General features: G+C 35.2%; 20 protein-coding genes. All 20 read right to left on the reverse strand.

All coding sequences use genetic code 11. From position 1 onward, the window contains the following. Window positions 1–27: 27 nt before the first annotated feature. Window positions 28–2718: an accessory Sec system protein Asp2 gene (locus N178_RS14755; RefSeq protein ID WP_045293112.1), complete on the reverse strand. Its 2691-nt coding sequence runs from the start codon at window positions 2716–2718 to the stop codon at window positions 28–30. Window positions 2719–2790: 72 nt separating this feature from the next. Further along, window positions 2791–3792 (reverse strand): glycosyltransferase family 4 protein, encoded by a 1002-nt coding sequence (locus tag N178_RS14760; RefSeq protein WP_045293113.1) that lies wholly within the window; start codon window positions 3790–3792, stop codon window positions 2791–2793. 10 nt (window positions 3793–3802) lie between these two features. Then, the gene (locus N178_RS14765; RefSeq protein ID WP_045293115.1) at window positions 3803–7315 is read right to left on the reverse strand and encodes a CgeB family protein; all 3513 of its coding nucleotides are present in this window, start codon (window positions 7313–7315) and stop codon (window positions 3803–3805) included. Continuing rightward, entirely contained in the window at window positions 7315–7572 is a 258-nt protein-coding gene (locus N178_RS14770) for a hypothetical protein (RefSeq protein ID WP_043979847.1), read from the reverse strand. Before N178_RS14770 ends, N178_RS14765 begins: the two co-directional genes overlap by 1 nt. A gap of 23 nt (window positions 7573–7595) precedes the next feature. Continuing rightward, entirely contained in the window at window positions 7596–8882 is a 1287-nt protein-coding gene (locus N178_RS14775) for a glycosyltransferase (protein WP_045293117.1), read from the reverse strand. Next, window positions 8876–10129 carry a glycosyltransferase family 4 protein gene (locus N178_RS14780; protein ID WP_045293119.1) on the reverse strand — a complete coding sequence of 418 codons (1254 nt, stop codon included), beginning with the start codon at window positions 10127–10129 and terminating at the stop codon, window positions 8876–8878. The genes N178_RS14775 and N178_RS14780 overlap by 7 nt, the downstream gene beginning before the upstream one ends. A 58-nt stretch (window positions 10130–10187) precedes the next feature. Continuing rightward, window positions 10188–11069 carry a UTP--glucose-1-phosphate uridylyltransferase GalU gene (gene galU / locus N178_RS14785; protein WP_045293121.1) on the reverse strand — a complete coding sequence of 294 codons (882 nt, stop codon included), beginning with the start codon at window positions 11067–11069 and terminating at the stop codon, window positions 10188–10190. A gap of 24 nt (window positions 11070–11093) precedes the next feature. Beyond that, a complete protein-coding gene (gene wecB, locus N178_RS14790; RefSeq protein WP_043979857.1) occupies window positions 11094–12218 on the reverse strand; it encodes a non-hydrolyzing UDP-N-acetylglucosamine 2-epimerase in 1125 nt (374 codons plus the stop codon). A gap of 60 nt (window positions 12219–12278) precedes the next feature. Next, the gene (locus tag N178_RS26755; protein ID WP_157876213.1) at window positions 12279–12449 is read right to left on the reverse strand and encodes a hypothetical protein; all 171 of its coding nucleotides are present in this window, start codon (window positions 12447–12449) and stop codon (window positions 12279–12281) included. 20 nt (window positions 12450–12469) lie between these two features. After that, entirely contained in the window at window positions 12470–13237 is a 768-nt protein-coding gene (locus N178_RS14795; protein WP_045293122.1) for a tyrosine-protein phosphatase, read from the reverse strand. 393 nt (window positions 13238–13630) lie between these two features. Beyond that, entirely contained in the window at window positions 13631–14341 is a 711-nt protein-coding gene (locus N178_RS14800; RefSeq protein ID WP_045293123.1) for a CpsD/CapB family tyrosine-protein kinase, read from the reverse strand. Further along, window positions 14331–15083 (reverse strand): YveK family protein, encoded by a 753-nt coding sequence (locus tag N178_RS14805; protein WP_045293124.1) that lies wholly within the window; start codon window positions 15081–15083, stop codon window positions 14331–14333. Before N178_RS14805 ends, N178_RS14800 begins: the two co-directional genes overlap by 11 nt. Window positions 15084–15355: 272 nt before the next feature. After that, window positions 15356–16387, reverse strand: coding sequence for an SDR family NAD(P)-dependent oxidoreductase (locus N178_RS14810; protein ID WP_045293125.1), 1032 nt, complete (start codon window positions 16385–16387; stop codon window positions 15356–15358). Further along, the gene (locus N178_RS14815) at window positions 16362–17738 is read right to left on the reverse strand and encodes a UDP-glucose dehydrogenase family protein (protein WP_045293127.1); all 1377 of its coding nucleotides are present in this window, start codon (window positions 17736–17738) and stop codon (window positions 16362–16364) included. The genes N178_RS14810 and N178_RS14815 overlap by 26 nt, the downstream gene beginning before the upstream one ends. 88 nt (window positions 17739–17826) lie before the next feature. Further along, entirely contained in the window at window positions 17827–18870 is a 1044-nt protein-coding gene (locus tag N178_RS14820) for an acyltransferase family protein (protein WP_045293130.1), read from the reverse strand. Continuing rightward, the gene (locus tag N178_RS14825) at window positions 18863–20290 is read right to left on the reverse strand and encodes a hypothetical protein (RefSeq protein WP_045293132.1); all 1428 of its coding nucleotides are present in this window, start codon (window positions 20288–20290) and stop codon (window positions 18863–18865) included. Before N178_RS14825 ends, N178_RS14820 begins: the two co-directional genes overlap by 8 nt. Next, window positions 20274–21476: a glycosyltransferase gene (locus N178_RS14830; RefSeq protein WP_045293134.1), complete on the reverse strand. Its 1203-nt coding sequence runs from the start codon at window positions 21474–21476 to the stop codon at window positions 20274–20276. Before N178_RS14830 ends, N178_RS14825 begins: the two co-directional genes overlap by 17 nt. A 2-nt stretch (window positions 21477–21478) precedes the next feature. Continuing rightward, window positions 21479–22711, reverse strand: a complete 1233-nt coding sequence (locus N178_RS14835; RefSeq protein ID WP_045293135.1) for a lipopolysaccharide biosynthesis protein — start codon at window positions 22709–22711, stop codon at window positions 21479–21481. 56 nt (window positions 22712–22767) lie between these two features. Further along, window positions 22768–23307, reverse strand: coding sequence for an acyltransferase (locus N178_RS14840; RefSeq protein ID WP_045293137.1), 540 nt, complete (start codon window positions 23305–23307; stop codon window positions 22768–22770). A gap of 54 nt (window positions 23308–23361) precedes the next feature. Beyond that, window positions 23362–24367, reverse strand: a 1006-nt coding sequence (locus N178_RS14845) for a glycosyltransferase (protein WP_152640852.1), incomplete at its 5' end; no start/stop codon positions are given.

The following is a 24367-nucleotide window of genomic DNA, read 5'->3' on the forward strand; positions in this document are numbered from 1 at the left end:
CTCCTGTGTTAACTGCTTAATAATGTTTTATATAAAGACACTATTTGTGTCTCTAACCGCTTTTTGTTTGTATTGATTTCTTACAAAAATTCTACATCTGTATTCGCCTTTAGCTCTTGGCTTATAGCGGAAAATTTCTTCGTCGATGTAAGACGTTTTGTGAACGATTTTATCGTCTTTATAAATGTAATACGCGTACTCTAAATTGCCGTGGCCTTCTGTGTCACATCGTACGATAAAGTAGCTTTCGTTATCTTTTAAAAGAGCTCTTTTAATTTTAAATGGCACATGTTCGACATACTGCACGTCTAAAATTTCGCTAATCGTTCGGCCAAGATACAGAGGAAAATAACCTTTTAAATCTTTATGATTTGCTCGATCTTCTAAATCTAGCGTTACTTTATATCCTCTGTCTTTTAGCTGATGATACAGCGGAAGAACATGACTTTTGTGATGATAATCCCACGTTCCTACATATAAACGGATGTCTGGTGCGCTATCCACGGGCTGATCTAGCAAGTTAAATAGAATTTGATTTAAGTATTCTTTGTTTACATTATCCGATCCCGAAATATACTCTGCAATGTTGACATGCTCTGCCTGATCAATCAAAAAGTCTCCTAATTTACTTTGAGGAGCACCGGCAATTACTTGTCCAAAATGATACTTAATTCCATAGTATAACGCCGCATAGCCGCCTTTAGACGAACCTACGGTCATGACATTTTTGTGCATAAAACCGTGCTTGGACATAATATATTGAATAAGCGAAGATACGCTTGTTTCAATCACATGATTTCTATTTTTGCCTAAGTAGTAAGAGCCTTGTTCACCAAAATCATCTAAAATGAACAGTTTGTTCGCTCCAACTTCATCTAACGTTTTCATATAATTATATACATAATGATATTTATTAGCTAAAGCAGAAAAGACAATAACCAATTTATCCTGTAATGTTTCGTCAGCTGCTGGAACGAAGTGATACTTCACGCCATTCATAGATTGATAATGTGACTCTAATTCAAATGGTCCTTGATCTCTTGCTGCGATTTTATAATTCGCTAAGCGGAACTCTGTCACGACTTCAACCGACTTTTTGCCGCTGCTGAAATCCAGCTCAAGCACAGTGGCAGGCTTTTTGGCTTCCATCTTAGGAAATACCCACCCTTGCACGTGCGGAACTGTTTGTTCACGCACAGCTCGTATATTCACATCTGTAGTACATGTAATTTCAAGTTCAGCTACTTTGTTATTGTTTCTAAACAACTCAACAATTTGATCTCTTACGTGAACTTCTAAGTCTGGAGCCACATGCCAAAACAGCTTGTATTGATGAGTATCTTCTGAAGCGACTTGATCGCGTACAGTAATATGCTCAAGCTGTTTGTTATAGCGTACGTTACGTGTGTGAGTAACTCCGCTATAACGTTCATTCACTCCCGTTGCTTCCGAGTAGCCTTCCGTTAGCTGATAATCTTTTATATATACTTTTTCGTGCTGATGATCCACTCGAGGAAGACCTTGTCCATCCACGATTAGCGTATTGTGTCCAAATGAAGAATACGCATATTTCGTAAACTTATCTTTGTAATTATATCCATTCGGTCCAGCTTCTGTAATGATATCACCGTTTGAATAAATGTGCATATTTAAGTCATCACTGTGCTTATGGTAACTAGTATGATAAGCTGCGGAAAACAGTACGTACGTTTCCTTTTCTTTTCTTTCCCATCCGCTTCTGAAAATCGCATAACCAGAGTCTTTGAACACCGCATCTTTTTCTACAGGCATTTTCCCAGCTTTCCCTTGATGTACTGCATATAGAAACTCTTCACTTTTGTACAAGCTTCGGTAGCTGCTGTTTACAACAGGCTTAGACTCTGTATCACAAAGAGGCGGGAACAGTCCGTCTGGTCGAATAATATAGGTTGCATATTTTTCTGTCTTTTTAAATAAATCAACAAAAAACTTTGCATGGTTAGGGCTCAAATCTTTCAGCCATACAACCAATTTATTTAAATAATTGGATACGAGAAAATGATAAGACGGCGAATGTTCCTTATGTACGCCTTCTTCTGTATACACATAGGTAAAGTAATCAACAAGACGCTTTAATGCAATATCACGATAACGATCCGACTCATTATCTGCTTCTTCAAAATACATTGCGTAAGCAAGCAAAGAAATATCTTGGAACATGCCATGATTTGTATTTGTTGAATGGAAATCATCTTGAGACAGTAAATTAGCTGTTTTAGCCATATTCTCTAAGATAAGCTGTTCATCCGACGAAGCAATCTTGTCCTTCGCTAAGATGTATAATCTCAACCAATACTGCAAACGCATTGCCGTTGTCTCATCGTGAAAAGCCATTTCATTTGAACCATTAGGATAAGGATTTTTCTGAATCCAATCTTTGACTAAACCAACGGCTTTATCTTTGTACTGCTCTTCTTTTGTCTCTTCGTAAGCATCTGTCAAACACCCTAAAAAAGTATGACCATGAATCAAGCGTAAAAAACTTCTAGATTTATCTTCATTCCATAGAATTCCTTTTGGGTATCGAATGACCCCAAAAGGCGGAAGTGGATATTTATTACCCATAATGTTTTTAGCAGCTGCTAGCGGATCTTTATTCCGACTTTTCGGTAAGATTCTCATCAGCTTTTGAATTTTTTCTTCATCCAATGCCGTTAATGCTTTTTTTGTATTTATCATTCAGTCATTTCCCACTTTCTCATATGCGCGCTGTACGCATACAAACTATAAATTTCAAAAGGAACTTATAGATTAACTTAAAACAGGTTCCGCAACGTTCACAATTAACTCTTCCCATTGATTCGCTACTTTTTCAGCTCCAAAGTGCTGCTTTACATACTCTTTTAAAGAAGCTTGAAGCTCTGCATCTGTTTCTTTTGAGTTCAGTGCTAGAATACGCGCTACTGCTTCCTCCACATCAGATAGAAGATACTCTTTAGGATAGATCGTATCACTGCCATCCCAGTTGAGAATAATTGGATAAGCGCCTGAAGCCATTCCTTCACTTGGTGAAAGGTGGAAGCTTTCAAAATCACTTGTTGATAGAACAATTCCTACCTTTGAAAGCCATTCAGAAATATCGCCGAACCCTTCAAAAATAACAGCGTCTTTCCACGGAGCTTTTTCGATACGATTAAAAATTGCTTCATAATATTCACGCTCTTCTTCTTTATTCCATAGCCATGAATATTCCTGCGGCATTTTCCCTTTAACAAACAGCTTATAGCGATTATCTTGGTGCCATAATTTATCTAGCATATCTACAGCTAAGTCTAGACGCTTTCGCTGCGGACAAATTCCAATGATGCCTAAATGATACTTAGCGTCTTCCGTTTTGGAGCCATCCACTTTTTCTGTATCGACTACGTTATAAATCATCGTCATCTTTTCACGTGGAAAATTAAACGTTCGATAAAACTCTTCATATACGTATGGAGAAATCGCGATAATTTTATCGATATTTTCTATGTTAAAGCTATGAGGATAAATCGTATCGCGCTCTTGAAGATGCATGCGTACAATTAAATGCTGGTGAGGCTTTTTATGGTGAGAGTACCACACTGCATTTCCAAGTCCCCATTCACAAACAATAACGTCTGCCCACTCTAAGCAAGCTTGGCTCTGTTCTTCATCATGAGCATTATGGCCACTCCACTCGTCCGTTTTAATTTCAAACCCCGGACGGCTTGCCAAACGGTCCATAATGATCCGTGCAAATTTTAAATCATGTCCTGCAAATAATATCTTTTTCATTTTTGTAACCTCACAGCTCTATTTTATTTACCATAGCAGTGATGTCGTCCTTGCTGCTATCTTCTAATTTCAAGTAATTAAATTTGTCATTACTAAAGAACTGCTTGCCGTATTTAGCATATGACGCAAGACTTTGATCTTGTTCAAAGAGATTAATTACTTGCTCAAGTGAAAGATTGCTGTATACATTTGTTTTAGCAACGGAGCTCTGTGACGATAACTCTCTTACAAACTCGTATTCTTGACCTGCATTTTTCTCTTCAAGCTTTCCGTTTTCCACACTGTAGTGAGTTGTTTTACCAATAAAGTCACTGTCCGTAAACGTTGTGCTCAGCATTAAGTCTAGTAAATAATTTTGCCCATAATAGCTGTCTTGGCCAAAGTACGTTACATACTCACTTGAAATCCAGTCGCGAATGTTTAAGTAGTTGTGCATATAACTGCGAACAAACGTGTGAATGGTTTTTGTGTTGTACTTATTGTAAAGGTCTAAATAGCCATCGAATGTATCTACTAGAATATATAATTGCTTATTTTCATAAGCTTGACGGTTAAATTGATCAACGATGTTCTCAAACTCTTGACGCGTATTAGCAATCGCGACTACCGTAACTGTCGGCAGTTCAAAAGCAAAGTTTAAGCCCACTTTCTCAATGATGTACTCTAGGCGATGCGTATACGTATGCTTAGTTAATACATCTCGAATACCCGTTAAAGCTTTTTCTTCGTAGTAACGTTCATCTTCTAACAGCTGCTTGAATTCTTCATGCAAATTCGTTGGATCTTCAGACATATAAACAAGATCACCGAAAATTTCTCCAATTCCCTGTGCATACGTACTAATAACAGGCGTTCCGCATGCTAATCCTTCATACACACGGCGAGAGAACATCGTAGGAGATTCTTTTACTGTATTTACGTTAATCATAACTTTGTAGCCTTTATAGGCTTTATCAATTTCGTAATACTTTAAGTTTCCTTTTACATAAGGAACAAAGCGATCCGGGAATTGATGGTTTGGCATAAGACCTTTTAAGTTTTGAATATAGTTTCGATCATAAATATCTAATCCCACTTTAGCCGCGGCATCTAATAATCGATCCATATCAATACATCTTTCTTCATGATGACGATAATAAGATCCAGCAAAACACGCTTTGTTTTCGCGTTCATCCACGATTTTAATCGGATTATGAATAGCCGGCTGCGCAGCAAACGGCAGCGCAAATGCGTTTTGATGTCCAGCTCTTTCTTGGTAGTAAGGAACCATGTTTTCATCCGTTGTGAAAATGTAATCAAATCGTCTAGCTGTTTCAATAAAACGATTAAAGTGAACAGGATCTTCCTTGTTCCAGAATACGGTTGGCACATTATGCTCTTTACACCAAGCTAACAGTGAGTAAAGAGGCTTCATATTCTCTTCTCCGTAGTAACCAACACGCTTATTCCAAACGCCTCCGTTACCACGCCAAGCAGATTCAACCATTAACAGATCTGGCTGTTCTTTTGTCATAACCTCAAGCCAGTTATCCGGCGTCATTTTAATTAATTTACACTCATGTTCATAAGAAGCCGTCGTAAATTCGTCAAAAATAACCGCCATCTTCATTTCTTTGATCGGCTTTGGAGGAAGCATGTTAAATGCATCTACTTCTTGTTTGGCTACGTAATCTAATGACTGCTCTCGTTCAATGCTTTTCATTTCATTAATAGAAATCGTATGAACATCAAATTCACCTTTTCCAGAAACACGTAAAGCAATTCGGAACTGTGTAATGTCAGGATGAATTTGAACTTTTGTCATTGAGTTAAATTTTAGCTGCAGCACTTGAAGCTTTTCTTCATCTGAATATCCAATAAACATTGGAATCACAGCTACATCTTCATCTGCTTTCCCTTTTACAGTGAACTCATATTCAAATCCTTTTTGCATCGTCATGATATGGTGAGTCGGAAGCATTTTAAAACTGTTATTTGTTTCTTTATAAGAAATATAGCTGTTTTTGCCAGCTTCAATATTTATTGAACCGCGCAGCCCTTTTTCTGATGCAGAAAGCTGTACTAATTTCTTCGCGCTTGCAAACCAATCTGAAGCTTGTAGCTCTAGCTGTGCACTGTTGGTAATTTCAATTGGCTTTTCTTGAATGTTAATCTGCAGTCCTTTAAAGAATCCGCTCTCCGTCACACGTATTAAAAACTCAACGTGTTCCGTATCTTTTTTGAAACGCAGTTCAGCTTTTTCATTCAGCTCAAGCTGATGGATTTCATTTTGCTTGTTGTTTTTATATCCTACGGCATATACAACTAACTCAATACCTTCGTACACTTCACCTGCTGGTGTAATCAAATACGTAGAATTATGATCAACAGCTACTGAGATATTTTCACTTGTATTAAAGTGCTGAGCTGTTAAATGAATAAATTCCTGTCCTTTTAACTTTGATTGAAACAGCTGGTTCCAAGGATGATAAATGACACCGTTATTTGATTCTTGCCATCCTTTAAGAGAGTGTTCATTAAGAGCATACTTAACAGGTGCATCAACCGTCACTTTAGGAACGGTCACTTCAACATCATGAACCCACCAATAAGACACGTTGTTGATGATGATATCATCAAGCTTAAATTCACCTTTACCAGATACTCTCACTGCTAGACGAATAGCGTTATATTCTTCTTGGAAATGAATCAGCTTTTTATTGTTTAACTTTAATTCATCTGTTCCTACTTTTTTTCCGTCTAGGTAGAAAACAATAGCAAGACGTACATCAACAGCATTCTCTTTCTCGCCTTGGAAACAAACCGATAGTGTATCGTCATGAACAGCCACTGGACTTGCAGGCTGAGCAGAGAAAGCAGCATTTCCTTCTCTGTGCGTTACATACGCGAATTGCTTATCTTCAAAACTTACGTTGAACTTTTTGTTAAATGGATCATAGTATAGTTGATCGGACTTAGGCATGTACCACTGATTTTGTTCTAAAACAATATAATTTCCTTCTGTCAAAAGCTCGCTTTGATTCCAGAATCCTCGGTCATTAATTAACATACTCTCAATTTTAAATGTTCCCTGCCCTTTCACGCGCAGCGCTAAGCGGATAGAATCAGTAGATTGAGAGAACGGTATAATACCTTCACTGTTCATTTCAAATCTATGTATACCTACTTTTTGACGATTTTTATATTCAATAATGAATAACTCGACGGAGACACTTTCACTTTTTGTCCCTTTGAAGACAAGCGTTTGCTGACTAGAAAAGTCAAATACAATATTCTCTTCTACAGGAGCTTGTTGAAAGTCGATATTCTGCTCGCGATAAGTTAGATACGTATAGTTGTTAGAATTCAAATCAACAGTAAAACTTCGGTCGTCTTCATTAAATGAAACAGCAGCTTGATGCTTTTTAAACCAGCCGCTATTCGCTTCGACTTCTGAAAACTCTAGGCTTGGAATGCGATGTGCTTTTGCCCAATCTCTTTTTTGCGTAATCGACTTCATACGCTTTTGAATATCACTGATCATTATCTATGCCCCTTTGTTGCTTTATTTGTACCCATTCGCTTTCGAACCGTCCAATACTTTAGCGTTAACTTTCCTAGAAAAGAACGGCTGATAGCCGCATATCTTTTTTCTAGCATCGTATAGCGCTTTTGCAAATCCTGGTACTCTTTTAATTCTTTTTCTCTTATGTTTAATTGTTCGATTAGTTCCGATTTAACCACTTGAAGTTCTTTTTCCAGAACTTCTACAGATACATGGCTATGGAGTTTGACACCCATACGCGTAAGTTCCTCCTTTTACGTTATATTGCTTGATAGACTTTCAAAAATTGAACTTGTTCACTTTCCCAGTTGTACTTGAACTTCGCTGTTTTACAGTTGTTGCTCATCGTTTCGCGCAGCATAGGATCTCGTAATAACTGATTAACAGCACTCGCAATCTCTTTGTAATCATGCGAATCTACACACAATCCAATATGCTCGCCTTCTACTACTTTTTTAATCTCTGGAAAGTCGCATGCTACCACCGGTACATCGCTCATAATGTATTCAAACAACTTATTTGAAGAAGCGGAATAGTGATTGAAGCACACATTATTTAATACTTGAAAACCTAAGTACGCATTTTTTGTATACTTCGGTAAGTCTTGCAGGGGTACTTTTGGAATAAACTTCACTTTATCTTCTAACTTCATTTCAGCTACCATACGCTCTAGCTCTGGCTTGATGCGTCCGTCTCCAATAAAAACTAACGTTCCTTCTTTAAATAACGGCGCCGCTTGAACAAGCTTTTCAAGACCTCGTCCCGTTTGAATGCCGCCTTGATACAGCAGAATTTTTTCATTTGCAGGAAGTCCTAAACGTTCGTGCAAATTCGCTTGTTGCTGCTGCTTATTTTTTGGTCGAAACGGATAGTTATAGACAACGTTTGGATAGAAGCCATATAAATCTTCATTGTATTTTGCACGTGTATGATTTTCTACAATCATAGAGTCAATTTTATTAATAAAGAACGACTCCATTTTTGCGTATACGCCGCTGTCATAGCCCGTTCTACTCGTTTGCACTTCATGAGAATCATAGACAAGATACTTACGCTTAAAGCGAAGCTTTGAACAGATAAACCCTTGAGGAAGCGTATTTAAATCATTCGAGTGATAAATCTCGTACTTCTTCTTCCTGCCTTTTAAAATCATCCTTAAGATAATGCTTCCTCTTACCCAGACTACTTGGAGCTTCGTTTTTAATAACAGCGCGGCTACAATTGTAACAGGAAGGACTGCATAAGGAGCTACGTACGCTGCTCCTAACCACAGCAAAAAAGCGATCAGAGCGAGCACTTTATATTTTAGAAGTGCACGATACGCTTTTTTCATAAAAAGCAGCGAAGAAGGGTAGCGCTTTACGCGATGAACGTGAAAATGTTCATTTACTTCTTCATACTGTTTTAAATCCGGATTGTTCGGATCGTGAATACAAATTAAATCAACGGCGTAACCATTCTCTGATAAAGCCGTACATTCGCGCAGGACGCGCGCATCATTGGTAAAATGATTCCATACAAACATACAGACATTTTTTCTCATAATACTTCAACCTTATCCACTGATTCTGTCTGCTCCACGTGCAGTGGTTCAGAACTTTTATTCTCAATTAAACGTATTAATACTTCGATATTTTTCTCCCAGAAGAAGTGCTTTTTTACATAATTTAAGCTGTTGCGAGACATTTCACCTCTTTTAGAAGGGTGCTGATACAAGTACAGAATATGTCTGAGCATCTCATCTGCTGTATTTGTCTCTGATACAATTCCAGCTTCATGTGAAACAATAACGTCTTTGGCATAGCCAGAAACCGATGCGACAATCGGGATTCCACACGTCATGTAATCAATGATCTTACCAGGAAGAACCGTTTCAAATACTTGCTTACCGTTCAACGTCACAATTCCAATATGATGCTCAGAAATAATATGTAAACATTCTTGACGGGTAGTTGGCTTAATAAATCGAACATTTGTTAACTTATGCTCTTTGGCAAAGCGCACAAATTCTTTCTTTTTAAATCCATATCCCATGACCGTCAATTCAATATTATACTCATTTAGTTCTTTTGCAAGGTCCATTAGAACCGTTACATCTTGTGCTAAACCAATATTGCCTGCATACATAACTTTAAATACATCGCTTCCAGATTCAATCATTGAAATCTCATTACGGTTTGCAGCATTAGGCATAAAGTGAATTTTGTTTAACGGAATGGCATATTTCTCTGTCATAAAACGAATAAAGCCTTCACTGTTTACAATAATATGATCGGCTTTTACATAGAGAATTTTCTCTAGGCGGCTAAACACAGAAATAACGACCGGGTAATTAAACACCCCTACGCCTTTTAACGATTCAGGCCATAAATCTCGAATGTCTAAAATAAGCGGCCTTCGATAACGGTATTTGGCAAGCAGCCCGACGACAGCAATAAAAATAGGCGGAGATGTAACAAAAACCACATCGTACTGTTTTCGGTCAGTTAAAATGAATAACATCATTTTAAAAGCAATTTCTAAATAATACATTAAACGGTTGATAATACTTCTAGAATACTTGCGATTTTTCACACCAATGCGCGTTACATCATTTTCTTCATCAATTGACTCATCATCCCAAAACTGTTCGTCATGATAGATCTTTTTATTTGGATATGTGGGCTCAGTCGTCAGTACATTTACGTCATAATTTTCATCTTTTAAGAGCTTATATATGTTTTTTATACGATTTCCTGCACTACCGATTTCAGGATAGAAATGTTGAGAAATCACAAGTACCCTTTTTGTCAAAGCAACTTCACTCCAATACAATTTCACTAGCTCGCCAAGCGAACTAGTGAAACATCAATTAAGCTTTTACGTTTTCTCTTTGTAATAGCTCATCCATAAATGTAAGTAAATCTTCACGTAAATCTTCATGCTGAAGAGCAAATTCTAGCGACGTTTGAATAAATCCTAGCTTTTCACCTACGTCGTAACGTTTACCTTCAAAGTCATATGCAAACACGCGCTGAATCTCGTTCAGCTTTTGAATCGCATCCGTTAATTGAATCTCTCCACCAGCGCCTACTTCCTGCTGTTCTAAAAACTTAAAGATTTCAGGCGTAAAGATATAACGTCCCATAATAGCTAGATTAGAAGGTGCTGTTCCTAATGCCGGCTTTTCAACAAATGTATCCACTTGATAACGGCGGCCGTTGCTTGAAATAGGATCTACAATACCATAACGGTTCGTTTCGTTTTCTGGAACCGTCTGCACACCAATCACAGAAGATAACGTTTCGTCATACTGATTCATCAACTGACGCAAGCAAGGCGTTTCAGCTTGAACAATGTCGTCTCCTAACAGTACAGCAAACGGCTCATCTCCGATAAATTTACGCGCACACCAAACCGCATGCCCTAATCCTTTTGGCTCTTTTTGACGGATGTAGTGAATTTCTACGTTCGCTGATTGACGCACTTTTTCTAGAAGTTCGAACTTTTCTTTTTCTACTAGGTTTTGTTCTAGTTCAGGAGCATTATCAAAATGATCTTCAATCGCACGTTTTCCTTTACCCGTTACGATAATAATATCTTCAATACCAGATTCAATTGCTTCTTCAATAATGTACTGAATAGTCGGTTTGTCTACAATTGGAAGCATTTCTTTTGGCATTGCTTTCGTTGCTGGCAAGAAACGTGTACCTAATCCTGCAGCTGGAATAATCGCTTTTTTTACTTTTGACATGACTAAACTTCCCCCATCTACTAATTACTTATTTTGAGCATTAAAATATTCACTAATTGCATCGGCAATACGTTTTGAAGCAAGGCCATCGCCATACGGATTCGATGCTTTAGACATACGTGCATATTCTTCTTCATTTGTTAAAAGCTCTTTAGCAAGTGAATAAATCGTTTCTTCTTCTACACCTGCAAGCTTTAACGTTCCAGCTTCAATACCTTCAGGACGTTCGGTTGTATCACGAAGTACTAATACCGGCACACCTAATGAAGGAGCTTCTTCTTGCACGCCGCCTGAATCCGTTAAAATGATATGAGCACGTGAAGCGAAATTATGGAAGTCTACTACTTCTAGAGGTTCAATTAATTGAATGCGAGGATCATTTCCTAACACTTCATCTGCCAATTCACGAACAACAGGATTTAAATGCACAGGATAGACGACTTGTACGTCATCATGCTCCTCTACAATTCGTTTGATCGCACGGAACATATTACGCATTGGTTCACCAAGGTTTTCACGACGGTGAGCGGTTAATAAAATTAAACGGTCATTTCCTACACGATCTAATACCGGATGAGAATATTCTTCTAACACGGTTGTTTTTAATGCATCAATTGCCGTGTTTCCTGTAATAAATAACGTTTCTTCTTTTTTGTTTTCTTGCAATAAGTTATGAGCAGACTTTGTAGTAGGAGCAAAATGAAGGTCCGCTAATACACCTGTTAATTGGCGGTTCATCTCTTCTGGGTACGGAGAATATTTATTCCATGTACGAAGACCCGCTTCTACATGACCTACTTTAATTTGATTATAAAAAGCCGCAAGACCTGCGATGAAGGTTGTTGTTGTATCGCCGTGTACCAGTACGATATCAGGCTGAACTTCTTTCATGACTTGATCTAGTCCTTGAAGTCCCCGTGTTGTTACGTCCATAAGCGTTTGACGGTCCTTCATAATGTTCAAGTCGTGATCCGGTGTAATGTCAAACACACGCAGCACTTGATCTAGCATTTCACGGTGCTGAGCTGTTACTGTCACGATAGATTCAAATTCTTCTGAACGTTTATTTAATTCTAATACAAGGGGAGCCATTTTAATGGCTTCTGGACGTGTTCCAAAAATCGTCATTACTTTAATACGCTGTTGCAATGTAGTCACCTAGTTTCATTAAATTATGTATAAAAGCACTAGTATTTTTAATAGAAAATACTAGTCTCTTTTTTTATAAAGTTCTTGTTCTTTCTGCTGAATGGCATGTGCTAAATGTTTCTTTAAAATCAGCAGCTGATCGTAAGATGCATCTTGGTAAATATACCGCACAGCCTTTTTTACACTCTTAGGTAAATGATCAAATTCTTTCATGATTTCTATACTGCTCAATAGCTTCTACCCTCTAGGCATTAAAAAATACCTAGAAACTTTTTCCGCATAATTTTTTCCGGAGACTCTTTGTAGCACTGTGTTCCGTCGACGACGCATTGAGCATTTTCTAGAAACATATAATAATAGTCTCTTCCATGCTCACTTTCAATCACATCAATCGCCTCTTGCATATGAAAAGAGCGATGTTGGAGGTTATGGGCGTCTGAGGAAACAAAATGCACGAGGTTGGCGTCTATTAACTGGTGAGAAAATTTCTTTATTTTCTTTCCAAAGTGTCCAACCAAGCTAGAAGCTGTAACTTGAGCTAATGCTCCTTTATTAATAAAGTTATAGAGAAGATCAGGATCTTCTAACAACCGGCTGTTTCGTTCTGGATGGACGATAATAGGGATGATTCCTTGTGATTGAATATCAAACAGCAGCCGCTCCGCATATCGAGGGACTTGACTCGAAGGAAATTCAACAAACAAGTATTTTCCCGTATTGTTTAAAGTGAGTATTTTGTTTTGATGATAGTCTTCCAAGATTTCACCGTAAATACGGTTTTCTTGACCAGGTAAAATGGTTAATGGCACCCCTTCACGAAGTAATAAACCATTTAACTGTTCAACACTCTGTAAAATAGCTTCTTTTTCATTATGATATCTGCCATTCTGATGATGAGGCGTAGCAACAATAGCCGTAATGCCTTCTGATACCGCCCGCTTTGCCATTTCGATACTCATCTCACTACTTGCAGAACCGTCATCGACATTAGGCAAAATGTGACAATGTAAGTCAATCATCTACCCTCACCCCTATCCTTCTTAAGACCTAATTAAAGCAATACTTATGTTAGCATATTACAACATGTATTTCTATGTCTTTTTTTGTCGAAACATCTGCAAATCAACGCCCTGTAAATATTTAAGAATAGTCTGAATAAATCTATTCATTTCATTTGAACTACTGAACAAGCCCTAAAAAGCGCTGTTTACCGAGAAAAACCTACTTTTTAGCTATCTTGCCAATACATGAACAAATAGAAAAATTTTACTAATTCTTTATAAATACTTCACCTATGAAAAATCTCACATTTTAAACTTTCTATAACAATAGTCATAATTTTTTATACGTTTCTTCTATAAAAATACGCCAAAAAGCCTCCCCGCTAGCAAAAGCTAGCGGGGAGGCTTTAATTAATTGCTACCATAATAGTAATAGTAGTTACCTTCTTCTACTTTGCGGTTATTTAACACAACCCCAAGCAGTTTGCCTTTCGCACTACTTAACAGCTCTTTCGATTTTAACGCAGCGTCTTTCTCTGTTTTACCGCTGCTGACTACTAAAATTGTGCCGTCTACTTGATTCGCTAAAATCTGCGCATCAGCTACAGCTAAAATCGGAGGCGTATCAAAAATGATCATATCAAACTGCTCTTTCATTTCTTTTAACAACTCAGCCATCTGAACAGATGCTAGCAGTTCAGATGGATTCGGTGGAATCGGACCGCTTGTTAGAACAGAAAGATGAGGAATTTCTGATTCTTGAACCGCTTGCGCTAACGTAGACTGACGAGTTAATACATTCGTAAGACCAATGTGGTTTTCTAATCGGAACGTGTAATGACCCGTTGGTTTACGTAAATCAGCGTCAATGAGTAATACGTTTAAACCTTGCTGCGCGTAAACCGTTGCTAGATTAGAAGTCGTTGTGGACTTCCCTTCTTCAGCACCGCTTGATGTGACAACAATCGTTTTAATGTCTTGATCAACGTTTGAGAACTGAATATTTGTACGAATCGTACGATACTGTTCTGCTACAGGATCTTTTGGACTGTTATGAGCTAGCAAACGTCTTTTTAACGTCAGCATTTTATCATTTTTTTGAGCTTTGTTTTTACGAGCCATACGTCTCACCTCTTTGCGGTACACGAGCAGCTACATCTGGTCGCGATACGTTTGTTGGCTTAGGCACATCTTTAATATTCGTGACGACTCCAATGACAGGAAGGTCTAGAATATTTTCAATATCTTGCTCGGTTTTTAACGTGTTGTCTAAGTACTCAAGTAAAAATGAAAGTCCAATACCTATAATTAAACCAACTACTACTGCAATCGCAATATTTAAAAGCGGCTGGGGTTTGATTGGACTAGCACTTTCACCAACCGTTGCTTTTGACAGCACTTTGACATTGTCTACATTCATAAGCTTAGGCACTTGTTTTTGAAAAACAGAAGCTGTTGTATTTGCAATTTGAGCTGCACGTTTTGCGCTTGTATCTTGTACGACAATCCGTGCTACCTGCGAGTTCTGAGCACTTGTTACTTGTATCTGACCACTTAGAGATTGAGCGGACGTATCAAGTTTTAACTCTTTCACCACTTTATCTAAGATAGCCGGACTTGTAATAATATCATTATAGGTGTTGATAAGCTGTACGTTTGTTTGAACAGTTTGTGTATTATACAGCTGCTGATCGTTTTTCGCTTGATTGACTAAAATTTGTGTTTTTGATTCATACACAGGCGTTAGCACAAAAAAGCTAATCACTCCACTTACGGTTGCAGCGATAATTGTAATTAGTACAATAAGCCAAAGACGCTTACGCAGCACTGCAAACAACTCTCGCAAACTAATTGTCTCTTCCATAGTTGACCTCCGAACTTAGTAACTTCTAAAAAATCTGTATACTTTTCATTATAATTCACAAAAGTTGTTTTAACTATGGGTTTTTGTAAACTATAACTAAAAATTTACAGCCCTTAACTCTCTTCGCCATTTTTATATCGACAGTAAAATAAAATTATTTACTTTTATTTTGCTGTTTTATTGAATTAACTTTGACCACCTGTCAATCTCAATGCTATTCACTTTGGGCCTTCGGCTTCATTCATCTCGAAATATTATTTTTAGAATACTATTTATCTCTTGGCATAATACCCCACATACCAATCAGAGAATTTTTGTAAACCCTCTTCTATTGAAGTCTCTGGCTGAAAATCTACAGCATTTTTAAGTAAATCTGTCGAGGCATATGTAGCTGGAACATCCCCCGGTTTAATAGGTTCAAATACTTTCTCAAATACTACCTCTCTACCTAAAGATTTACTTAAACATTTTTCCAAAGTTTCAATAAAAACCATTAATTTCTCTGGATTATTATTTCCAATATTAAACACTTTGTGAGGGACAATATCTTCTCCAACTGAAGGATTAGAAAGTAAACGTTCAATACCTTCTACAATATCATCAATATAGGTAAAATCCCTATATAAGTCTCTCTCAAAGTCACCGTTATTGAATATCTTAATTGGTTCATTTGCAAAATACTTATTGGCAAATCCAAAATAAGCCATATCTGGGCGTCCTAACGGCCCATATACTGTAAAGAATCGAAGTCCTGTAGCTGGAATTTTATATAAGTGGCTATAAGTATGAGCCATTAGTTCATTAGATTTCTTAGTTGCCGCATAAAGTGATACTGGATGATCAACAAAATCACTTTCTTCAAATGGAACCTTCTTGTTGGCACCGTAAACAGAGCTTGAAGAAGCATAAATTAGATGATCTACGGGATAATGTCTGCATGCCTCAAGAATATTATAGAAGCCAATAACATTACTTTGCATATATACATCAGGATTTTCAATCGAATAACGTACACCTGCTTGTGCAGCTAAGTTTACTACAATGTTGGGTGCATACTCTTTAAATACGTTAGTAAGAGCTTCCTTGTCTGAAATATCTACTTTTAAAAAAGTGAATCTCTCATATGACTCTAACTGTTCTAAACGAGTACGTTTTAGCTTGACCTCATAGTAATCGTTAACATTATCAACTCCTACAACTTTACAGCCTTCCCTTAATAATTTTCTAGATAAGAAGTAGCCAATAAACCCTGCAGCACCTGTAATAAGATAGGTTTTATTAGTATCCAGCTGATTGTACCTCACGTTCATTCGACTCCTTCATGTTTTTTCTTTCTACTGTTTTTCTTCCAATAGAATGATACTCTACCTGTGCTTGCTCCATTTCATCTACGTTATAGATGTTTCGTCCATCGTAAACTAATGGTGTTCTCATGAGTTCCTTATACATGCTTGGCGCAATGGATTTTACTTCACTCCATTCTGTAAATATAAAGCAAACATTTGCATTTTTAATGGCTTCTTCAACATTAGATACGTATGTAATGCTTCCTCTTCTACGCCGACCTTCGGGGTGTACTTTTGCAAAGTTATTTGTTCCAACAGGGTCAAACGCATAGATATCCGCACCTTGTTCTAATAATAAAGGAATATTTTCAAGAGAAGCAGCTTCACGTAAATCGTCTGTCCCTGGTTTAAATGTCAAACCTAATACAGCAACTTTTAAGCCATTAAACGTAATAAGTCGACGGCTCGCTTTCTTATAAAGCAATGTCTTTTGCTCTTTATTTACATCGATAGCAGCTTGTACCGTTTTTAGCTCGTAACCATTTTGTTTTGCGAGGTATTCTAATGCTTTTGTATCTTTAGGAAAGCATGATCCACCAAATCCAATACCTGCATTTAAGAACTTGCTACCAATGCGATCGTCAAAGCTCATTCCTTTAGCGACGTCTTGAATATCAGCGCCTACTAACTCACAAAGGTTTGCAATATCATTCATATACGAAATTTTCAATGCTAAAAAGTCATTTGAAGCATACTTAATCATCTCAGCAGATCTTCTATTTACTGAGACAATAGGAAGGTTAAATGGTTTATAAATATTCTTTAAAAGTTCTTCCGCCCATTTGCTTTCCGTTCCAATGATAACTCGTTCCGCATATAACGTGTCATGTACTGCAGATCCTTGTGCTAAGAACTCTGGATTCGATGCTACTTCTACTTTTACATCATTCGCTAAAAAGTCTTGAATGAATTGCTCTACTTTATCATTAGTGCCTACTGGAACTGTAGATTTTACTACCACTAAGCAATCTTTTTCTACTGACTCAGCAATTTGTCTTGCAACTGTTGCAATATAAGAAAGATTAGCTGATCCGTCTGGTTGCTCTGGTGTACCTACACCAATAAAAATAGCTTCTGCCTCTTTATAAGCAGATTGATAATCTGTTGTGTAGTTAAGATTTCCTGATTTATAATTTTTTATCATTAAGTCTTGTAAGTTTGCTTCATAGATTGGTGAAATACCAGACCTCATTAATTCCACTTTGGCTTGATCAATATCTACACATGTTACTTGATGACCCATCTCAGCAAAGCATACACCTGCTACTAAGCCTACGTATCCTGTACCTGCTACTGCTATTTTGTACATTACTACACCGTCCTTTAAGAATTTATTACATCTAAAATCCCTTTAGTGACTTCCATTTTTAACTTCTAGTATATAATACTTTAATTTTTCATCTAGATAATTTAGTATTTCTCTTACTAAAATGAAGGAATTCTAGTTTCTTATTTCTCTTTAATAAATTCCCTATTTGTTTTGTTGTCCATACTATAAATAAAGTTATAACTAGAACAAACAAATACTTGAAGATAAAATCATTTTTGAAAGAAATTTTCAGTAATTTTTGAAAAGCATTATAGATGAATAATGAAAGAATATGAATTACATAAATATCATAAGAATGAATTGAAACAAACTTTACAAATCTATTAGCAAATAGGTTGCGAATTTTTTCATACTTTCCAATGATGAAAAACAATAAAATAGATACCAATAAGCCATAAAAAACATACTGGAGACCAGGTGGGTACTTATAATTATTAGGCAAGATATCTTGGTTAGATAATAAATGAGATATTGTTACTACAACTAAACCTATTATAGCCCAAAAGAATATATACTTTTGCTCCTTTGTATTTTGGTATATTCTATACCCTATAGCTGCAATCAAAATATAAGGGATAGTTTCTATGAAGAAATAATTAAACAATCGGGATGAATCACCTACGAAAACATTACATATTATTACATATATGATATACAAAGATCCTAGAGATATAAAAAAGTTAAGTGTATTTAATTTTTTCACAGTTAAAGGAAATACTGGAGCTACCAAAGCAACAAAGAGAAATACCCTCACTATCCATACATATCCAATTCCATCTAACAATAAGTAAGAGTCTAGAATAACATTTGAATTAATACCCGAAGATGTTATATTAAATAGGATGCTCGTTACAAAGTTAATTAAGAAAATTATAGTTAGGACAATATATAATGGTAAGATCATCTTTTTTAATCGTTGATATATATATATGGGATAATTTTTTATATTTCTAGATTTATTTATAGACATTCCTGAGATTAGTACAAGCATTACTACATCAAAAGTTCTGATATTTTGAATCCAAGCCGGTGCCCCCACATGAGCTAATATAACTAGTAATGTTCCTATAAAACGTAGAGCATCAATTCTCAAGTCTCTTTTCTTAACCAATTAACTCATCCTCTTTATTTTTTTGTATATTTTCTTCCCTTAAAATGCTTTGTTTTCTTAAATTCTCCTTAAGTATTAACTTAGAAACTATTACTACCATTATCAATAGCATTACGTTACTTATTCTATATTTAATGATGTTAACAAGTTCTGAATTAAATATGGCTGAGTATGGAAGAATTAAGATTCCTATATATAAGAATGAAAATTTTTTGAAATTTAATCTCCATATAATAGAATTAACCTTCTTAAGAACTATTCCTATAACTAACATCAAAAACATACCAATTGTACTAAACTGACTTATCACCAGAGTTAACATATCAGCTGGTGTGCCTCCCGTTTGTCTAGTAAATATGGAATAATAAAGTGTAATACGATCAGATAAGTCCTCTGTAGTACTCAAACCTATGATTCTCAAGATCATACTTGGTAAAACATTCCATGTCCAATTAATTAAATCAATGCCCCACCTTAAACCTAAAGTAGTGTTAATATTTTGTACGTTTAGTAAGTTACAATAAGGAAAAGCAAATTGTATAATTGCTCCAGACAATTCAAAAGGCTCATTAGTATACTCTATACTCCCATCAGTTGCCAAGTATGAAAATAAAAAATCTAAAAATGGAATTAGCCAGAAACATAAAATTGAGAATAATATGACATTAAATATTCTCATTCTTTTGTTTTTTATTAAAAAATGAACTATAAATCCTGCCAGGAATGTTAAAAAAACAAATTTACCCGCTGAGAATAAAGCATAGAGAATGCCTATAACCATTGAAGAAGCAAACAAAAAGATTGTAAGCTTTCTTCTTGTTGTAGAATACGCTGCTAAAAAAGCATACGGTGCGCCAAGGACAAGTCCACCTAGTGTTTTTAAGAATAAAACATTCTGACTAATAAATTGTGTACTATCTACGTTGGGATTGCGTAAATAGTCTGCTAACTGAAGAGCTCTGGAGAGACCCCCTAAGCTTACAATTATATAAGCAAACGATAGTCCTCCTCCAAAAAACATAAAGTAACCAAAATATAAAAAGACTTTCTCAACTCTTTTTTTAGAGTTTGAAAAATCAATCTGTTCAATATAATTATCAGTTGACTTTTTATTTACTGACCTAGATAACCTAAAACCTATGAAAAATAATACATAGCCTAAGATTGTATATATTAATGCATATACTTTATTTGTAGTTGAAGCATAAAGTATATAATAAAGATAATTCACTCTATTAGTCTCTAGTTCTATCTGATGAATAAATAAGTTGGTAACAATAGGAATAAAAATATAATAGAGTGAATAGACTAAAGTGAAAATTATAAAAACATCTATTTTCTTGTATTTTTTATAATGTTTTACTACCAAAAGAGATAAAATAAACAATAATATTATATATATACTAATTATGATAAACATTCTTCTCACCACCAATTATATCTGTCCACATAGTAGATATGACCTCAGGAGAGAAATCAGTAATCCTATTTATAGAAGCTTTCTTATACTTTTCTTTAGTTTTTTCATTACCTAATATTTCCAATATAGCTTGAGCAAGAAAAGATTCTTCTTTGGTTAGATCAACATTACTACCGTACATTACTCCATCACATACTGGAGTTAGTAATCCGTATTCTCCATGTTCTATACTATTAGCCCTACTTCTAATATTTGTACTAGGACTAATAATTTCTCTAGGACCAGCTACACAGTCGGTTGACACTATAGGTAATCCACAAGCCATAGCTTCCAATATTACATTTCCCAACCCTTCGACAATTGAGGAAAATACAAACAATTGAGACCTACTCACATATTTAAAAGTATTCTTAACATACCCGCCAAATATTACATCTTCCTCTAAACCTAAATCTAAGACTAATTGCTTCAACTGATGTTCTAATGATCCCTTACCAAATATCAACAATTTGGTATTTGGTCTTGATTCTTTTACTTTTTTAAATGCTCTTATTAGATGCCAATGTGCCTTTTGCTCTTCTAATCTCCCTACTGTCACTATAACCTCATAATTATCAAATAGATCTTTGTAAGTATCTTCTAGATCTTCATTGGCAAGCTTAGTTATATGAGCGACATCACAAGAATTATATATAGTAGATATTAATTGTCCCTTTATCTTAAATTCATCTACAAGGTCTCTTTCTACCTCTTTAGATAGAGATACTATAGTATCAGCTTTACTGTAAAGGACTCTAATCCTAAACCTTTTAAGACTAGATTTTATGAAAAAAGATAATCTATTTCTTACAGAAATTATTATTTTGTCATTACACTTAGATAATATATTAACAATATTTGGACCGTCTAATAGACTTATTGAATGATGGATGCTATGTTCTTTTTTTATTTTCTTTACTACCTTAACTCTTTTATATAAATTCAATAACCTACTCAACGAATTATTGGAAGCTGGAATATTTAAATCAATTAGCTGTCCTTCATAAGGATATTTTATCTCTGTTGAATCAAATACAATGAGAAAAACATTATATTTTTCAGATAATAAAATAGAGAGATTAGAAGCCATCCTTTCAGCACCACCACCTTCTAACTTGGTAATGATAATTGACAAGTTTTGTTTCATTACTATTTCCCTCCAAAATTACTTTTTACATAAGTATATATCTTGGGCTCACAAACTATTGAAGAGATAATTGCTATAATTAAGGAGGAAATAGTTGTTGCAAGAGCTCCTCCAACAATACCTATCCTAGGAATCAAGATTATACAAAGGCTGACAATAAGAATCGCATTACTCATATTTAATAGTTGTTGAAATTTATACATCTTATTTATATTAAAATAAATCATTTGAAAAACTGTCCAATATCTACATAAACTGGCTAATAGGAGTATATTAAATATAGTAACTGACATATGATATTGATTGTTATAAAGGATATCGAATATATAATTTGATAATAAAAATAACATTACGTGTCCTATTAATACTGCTGCAAATAAAGAAGTTCTTATATTGTAATAGAATTTTTTAATTGCAGTCCTATTTTCATTATGAAAATGTCTAGATATGGTAGCAACATAATAAGATGTAATAATATTTGCTAAAATAAATATTCCTGAAAAAAGTTTAAATGCAGCATTAAATATTCCTACATCTTTTTCGCCTAAATAATGATTTATTATCAATATAGCAGCTGAATTTACAATATATATAGATAAAGTACCTGAAAATTGCCATGCAGAAAAATTTAATAACTCTTTAAAATAGTTATAGTCAAATGGTGTATTTCCGATGTCTTCTTTATCTACAAACCTTATAGTTATTAACGTCAATAGCTCACATGCTATAGATATCCATATTAATTGTAGTAAATTATAGTCAAGCGTAATCAGCAATATAATATTTGCAGCTCTTCCTATTAAGCTTACTGTTGATGATATTATCTTTTTTTCCCTAGCAATGAAATAGTATGTAATATACTCATTAATCGCTTTAACAAAAACCCAAATAAATATTAAAATTGAACATTCATAACCTATATATTTGTCTACTTGACTCGATAATAAAAAGAAAACTATCCCTGTAATAGTGAAACTTATTAAAAGGATAATATTTCTAACTTTTATAGTACTCCTCATATTTCCATTTCTGATAATATCTTTGCTACCATAAAACGAAATAGTTGATGAAGACCATGAAAATGCAAATGTTGAAATTAAACCCACAACAGTTAGAATTAAGGTATATGTTCCAAAAGCTGAGACACTAACTTTTCCAGCAATGACTATATTAGTTAACATTCCTAAAACCTGAACAAGTAAAGATATACCTGTGAACAGTCCAAATCTAGCCATGCTTTTTAATCTATTCACTAACAAAATAAACACATCACAATCTATAATTTAACTAATTATTTTTTGATTAATAACTCTGGTGCCACATTTAGTAAATATTCCTTTTTTTGAAGAGAGTTCATCCCTATAGTTTCATGTAAAAAAGGCTTGTTCTTCTCATAATAATCTTGGATAGTTCTTAGAGGTTTTGCAGGAATGCCTGCTGCTACACTGTTATCTGGTATAGAGCGAGTAATAATACTACCTGCCCCAAGGACGCAATTAGAACCAACGGTAACTCCAGGAAGTATAATAACATCGTTTCCAATAAAAGTATTATCGCCAATTCGGATTTTACCATAGACAGCGCCATTGTTTGCTAAATCCAGGTTTCTTAAAACATGTAGTCCACCATCATGAGTGATAAATTTAACCCCATAGGTAATTCGGACGTTATCTCCAATATCTATAAGGTATGGCTCTGATCCAAAGCTAACTTTCATAAATACTTCACAGTTCTTTCCCATACTTCCAAGTTTGCCTCTGTACATCTCAGCTCTTTTTCTATTAGATAATCTTGGATTTCTTTCTTTTAAAGAAAAAAGTATATTTTTCATCCAAACCTCCAAATTATTTTAATAAAACAAAAACACTTAATTTATAGAGCACATCTATAAGCTCTCAATTGTGTTAACCCATTGTTTAAGTACTACTTCTTTTCTGAATTTTTTAGAGTCTGCAATAGCTCCGGATGCAACCTTTTCTCTCAATGTTTCATCTGTTATTAAATGAGATATAGCATCTACAAGCTTTTTCTCCGATTCTTTGGATACTATCAATCCATTTTCTCTATCTCTAATTAACTCATTCGATCCTGCACAGTCGGTACTAACTACTGGAAGCCCTATACTCATTGCTTCTAATAAAGCGTTTGACAGCCCTTCGTAATTTGAAGAAAGGACAAACATCTCCGACTCTGCCATCTTTTGATGAATATTGGAAATCTGCCCTGGTAGAAATACAAACTGTTCCATCTCTAGCTCTTTAATAAGACCAGTTAATTCCTCTCTTAGATGACCTTCGCCATATATATATAGTTTATATTGAGGGAATTTATCGTGCACTACTTTGAAAGCTCTAATTAATAACCTATGATTTTTTTGCTCTACTAACCTTCCTACTGCTATTATCCCCTTCTTTTTACTAGGCTTTAATGTTTCTAATTCAACGTTAATAGGATTAGGGATAATAAGACCCCTCTGTTGAATTCTCTTAGAAAAACATTCCTTAGCCCACTGAGTTTGGAAAACTACTCTATCTGCTAAAGGATATAAGATTCTTGTGGCAAGAGCAATAATTGGAGAACGTCCATCAGCTCTAGGGTCATTTCTTTCTGATATTAGCACTTTTTGTTTTAAACCTATACATGATAAAAGTGTAATAATATTAATACGAGCAATGAATGATACTACCCTATCGGGCTTATTCATGCTAATATATTTTCTAATAGCTTTTAGCCAAGTAGGGAGCTGTTTAGCTCTTGATTTACCTTCTTCAGCTATTGATATTACCTTCACCCTATTATCAAGCTTATAGTCGTTTTTACTATCAAGAAGAGTCAAAATATCAACGTCCCAATCACTTTTAGCATAATGATTAGCTAAAATCGAGATCACT

It is taken from the genome of Priestia aryabhattai B8W22 (assembly GCF_000956595.1).
Taxonomy (GTDB): domain Bacteria; phylum Bacillota; class Bacilli; order Bacillales; family Bacillaceae_H; genus Priestia; species Priestia aryabhattai.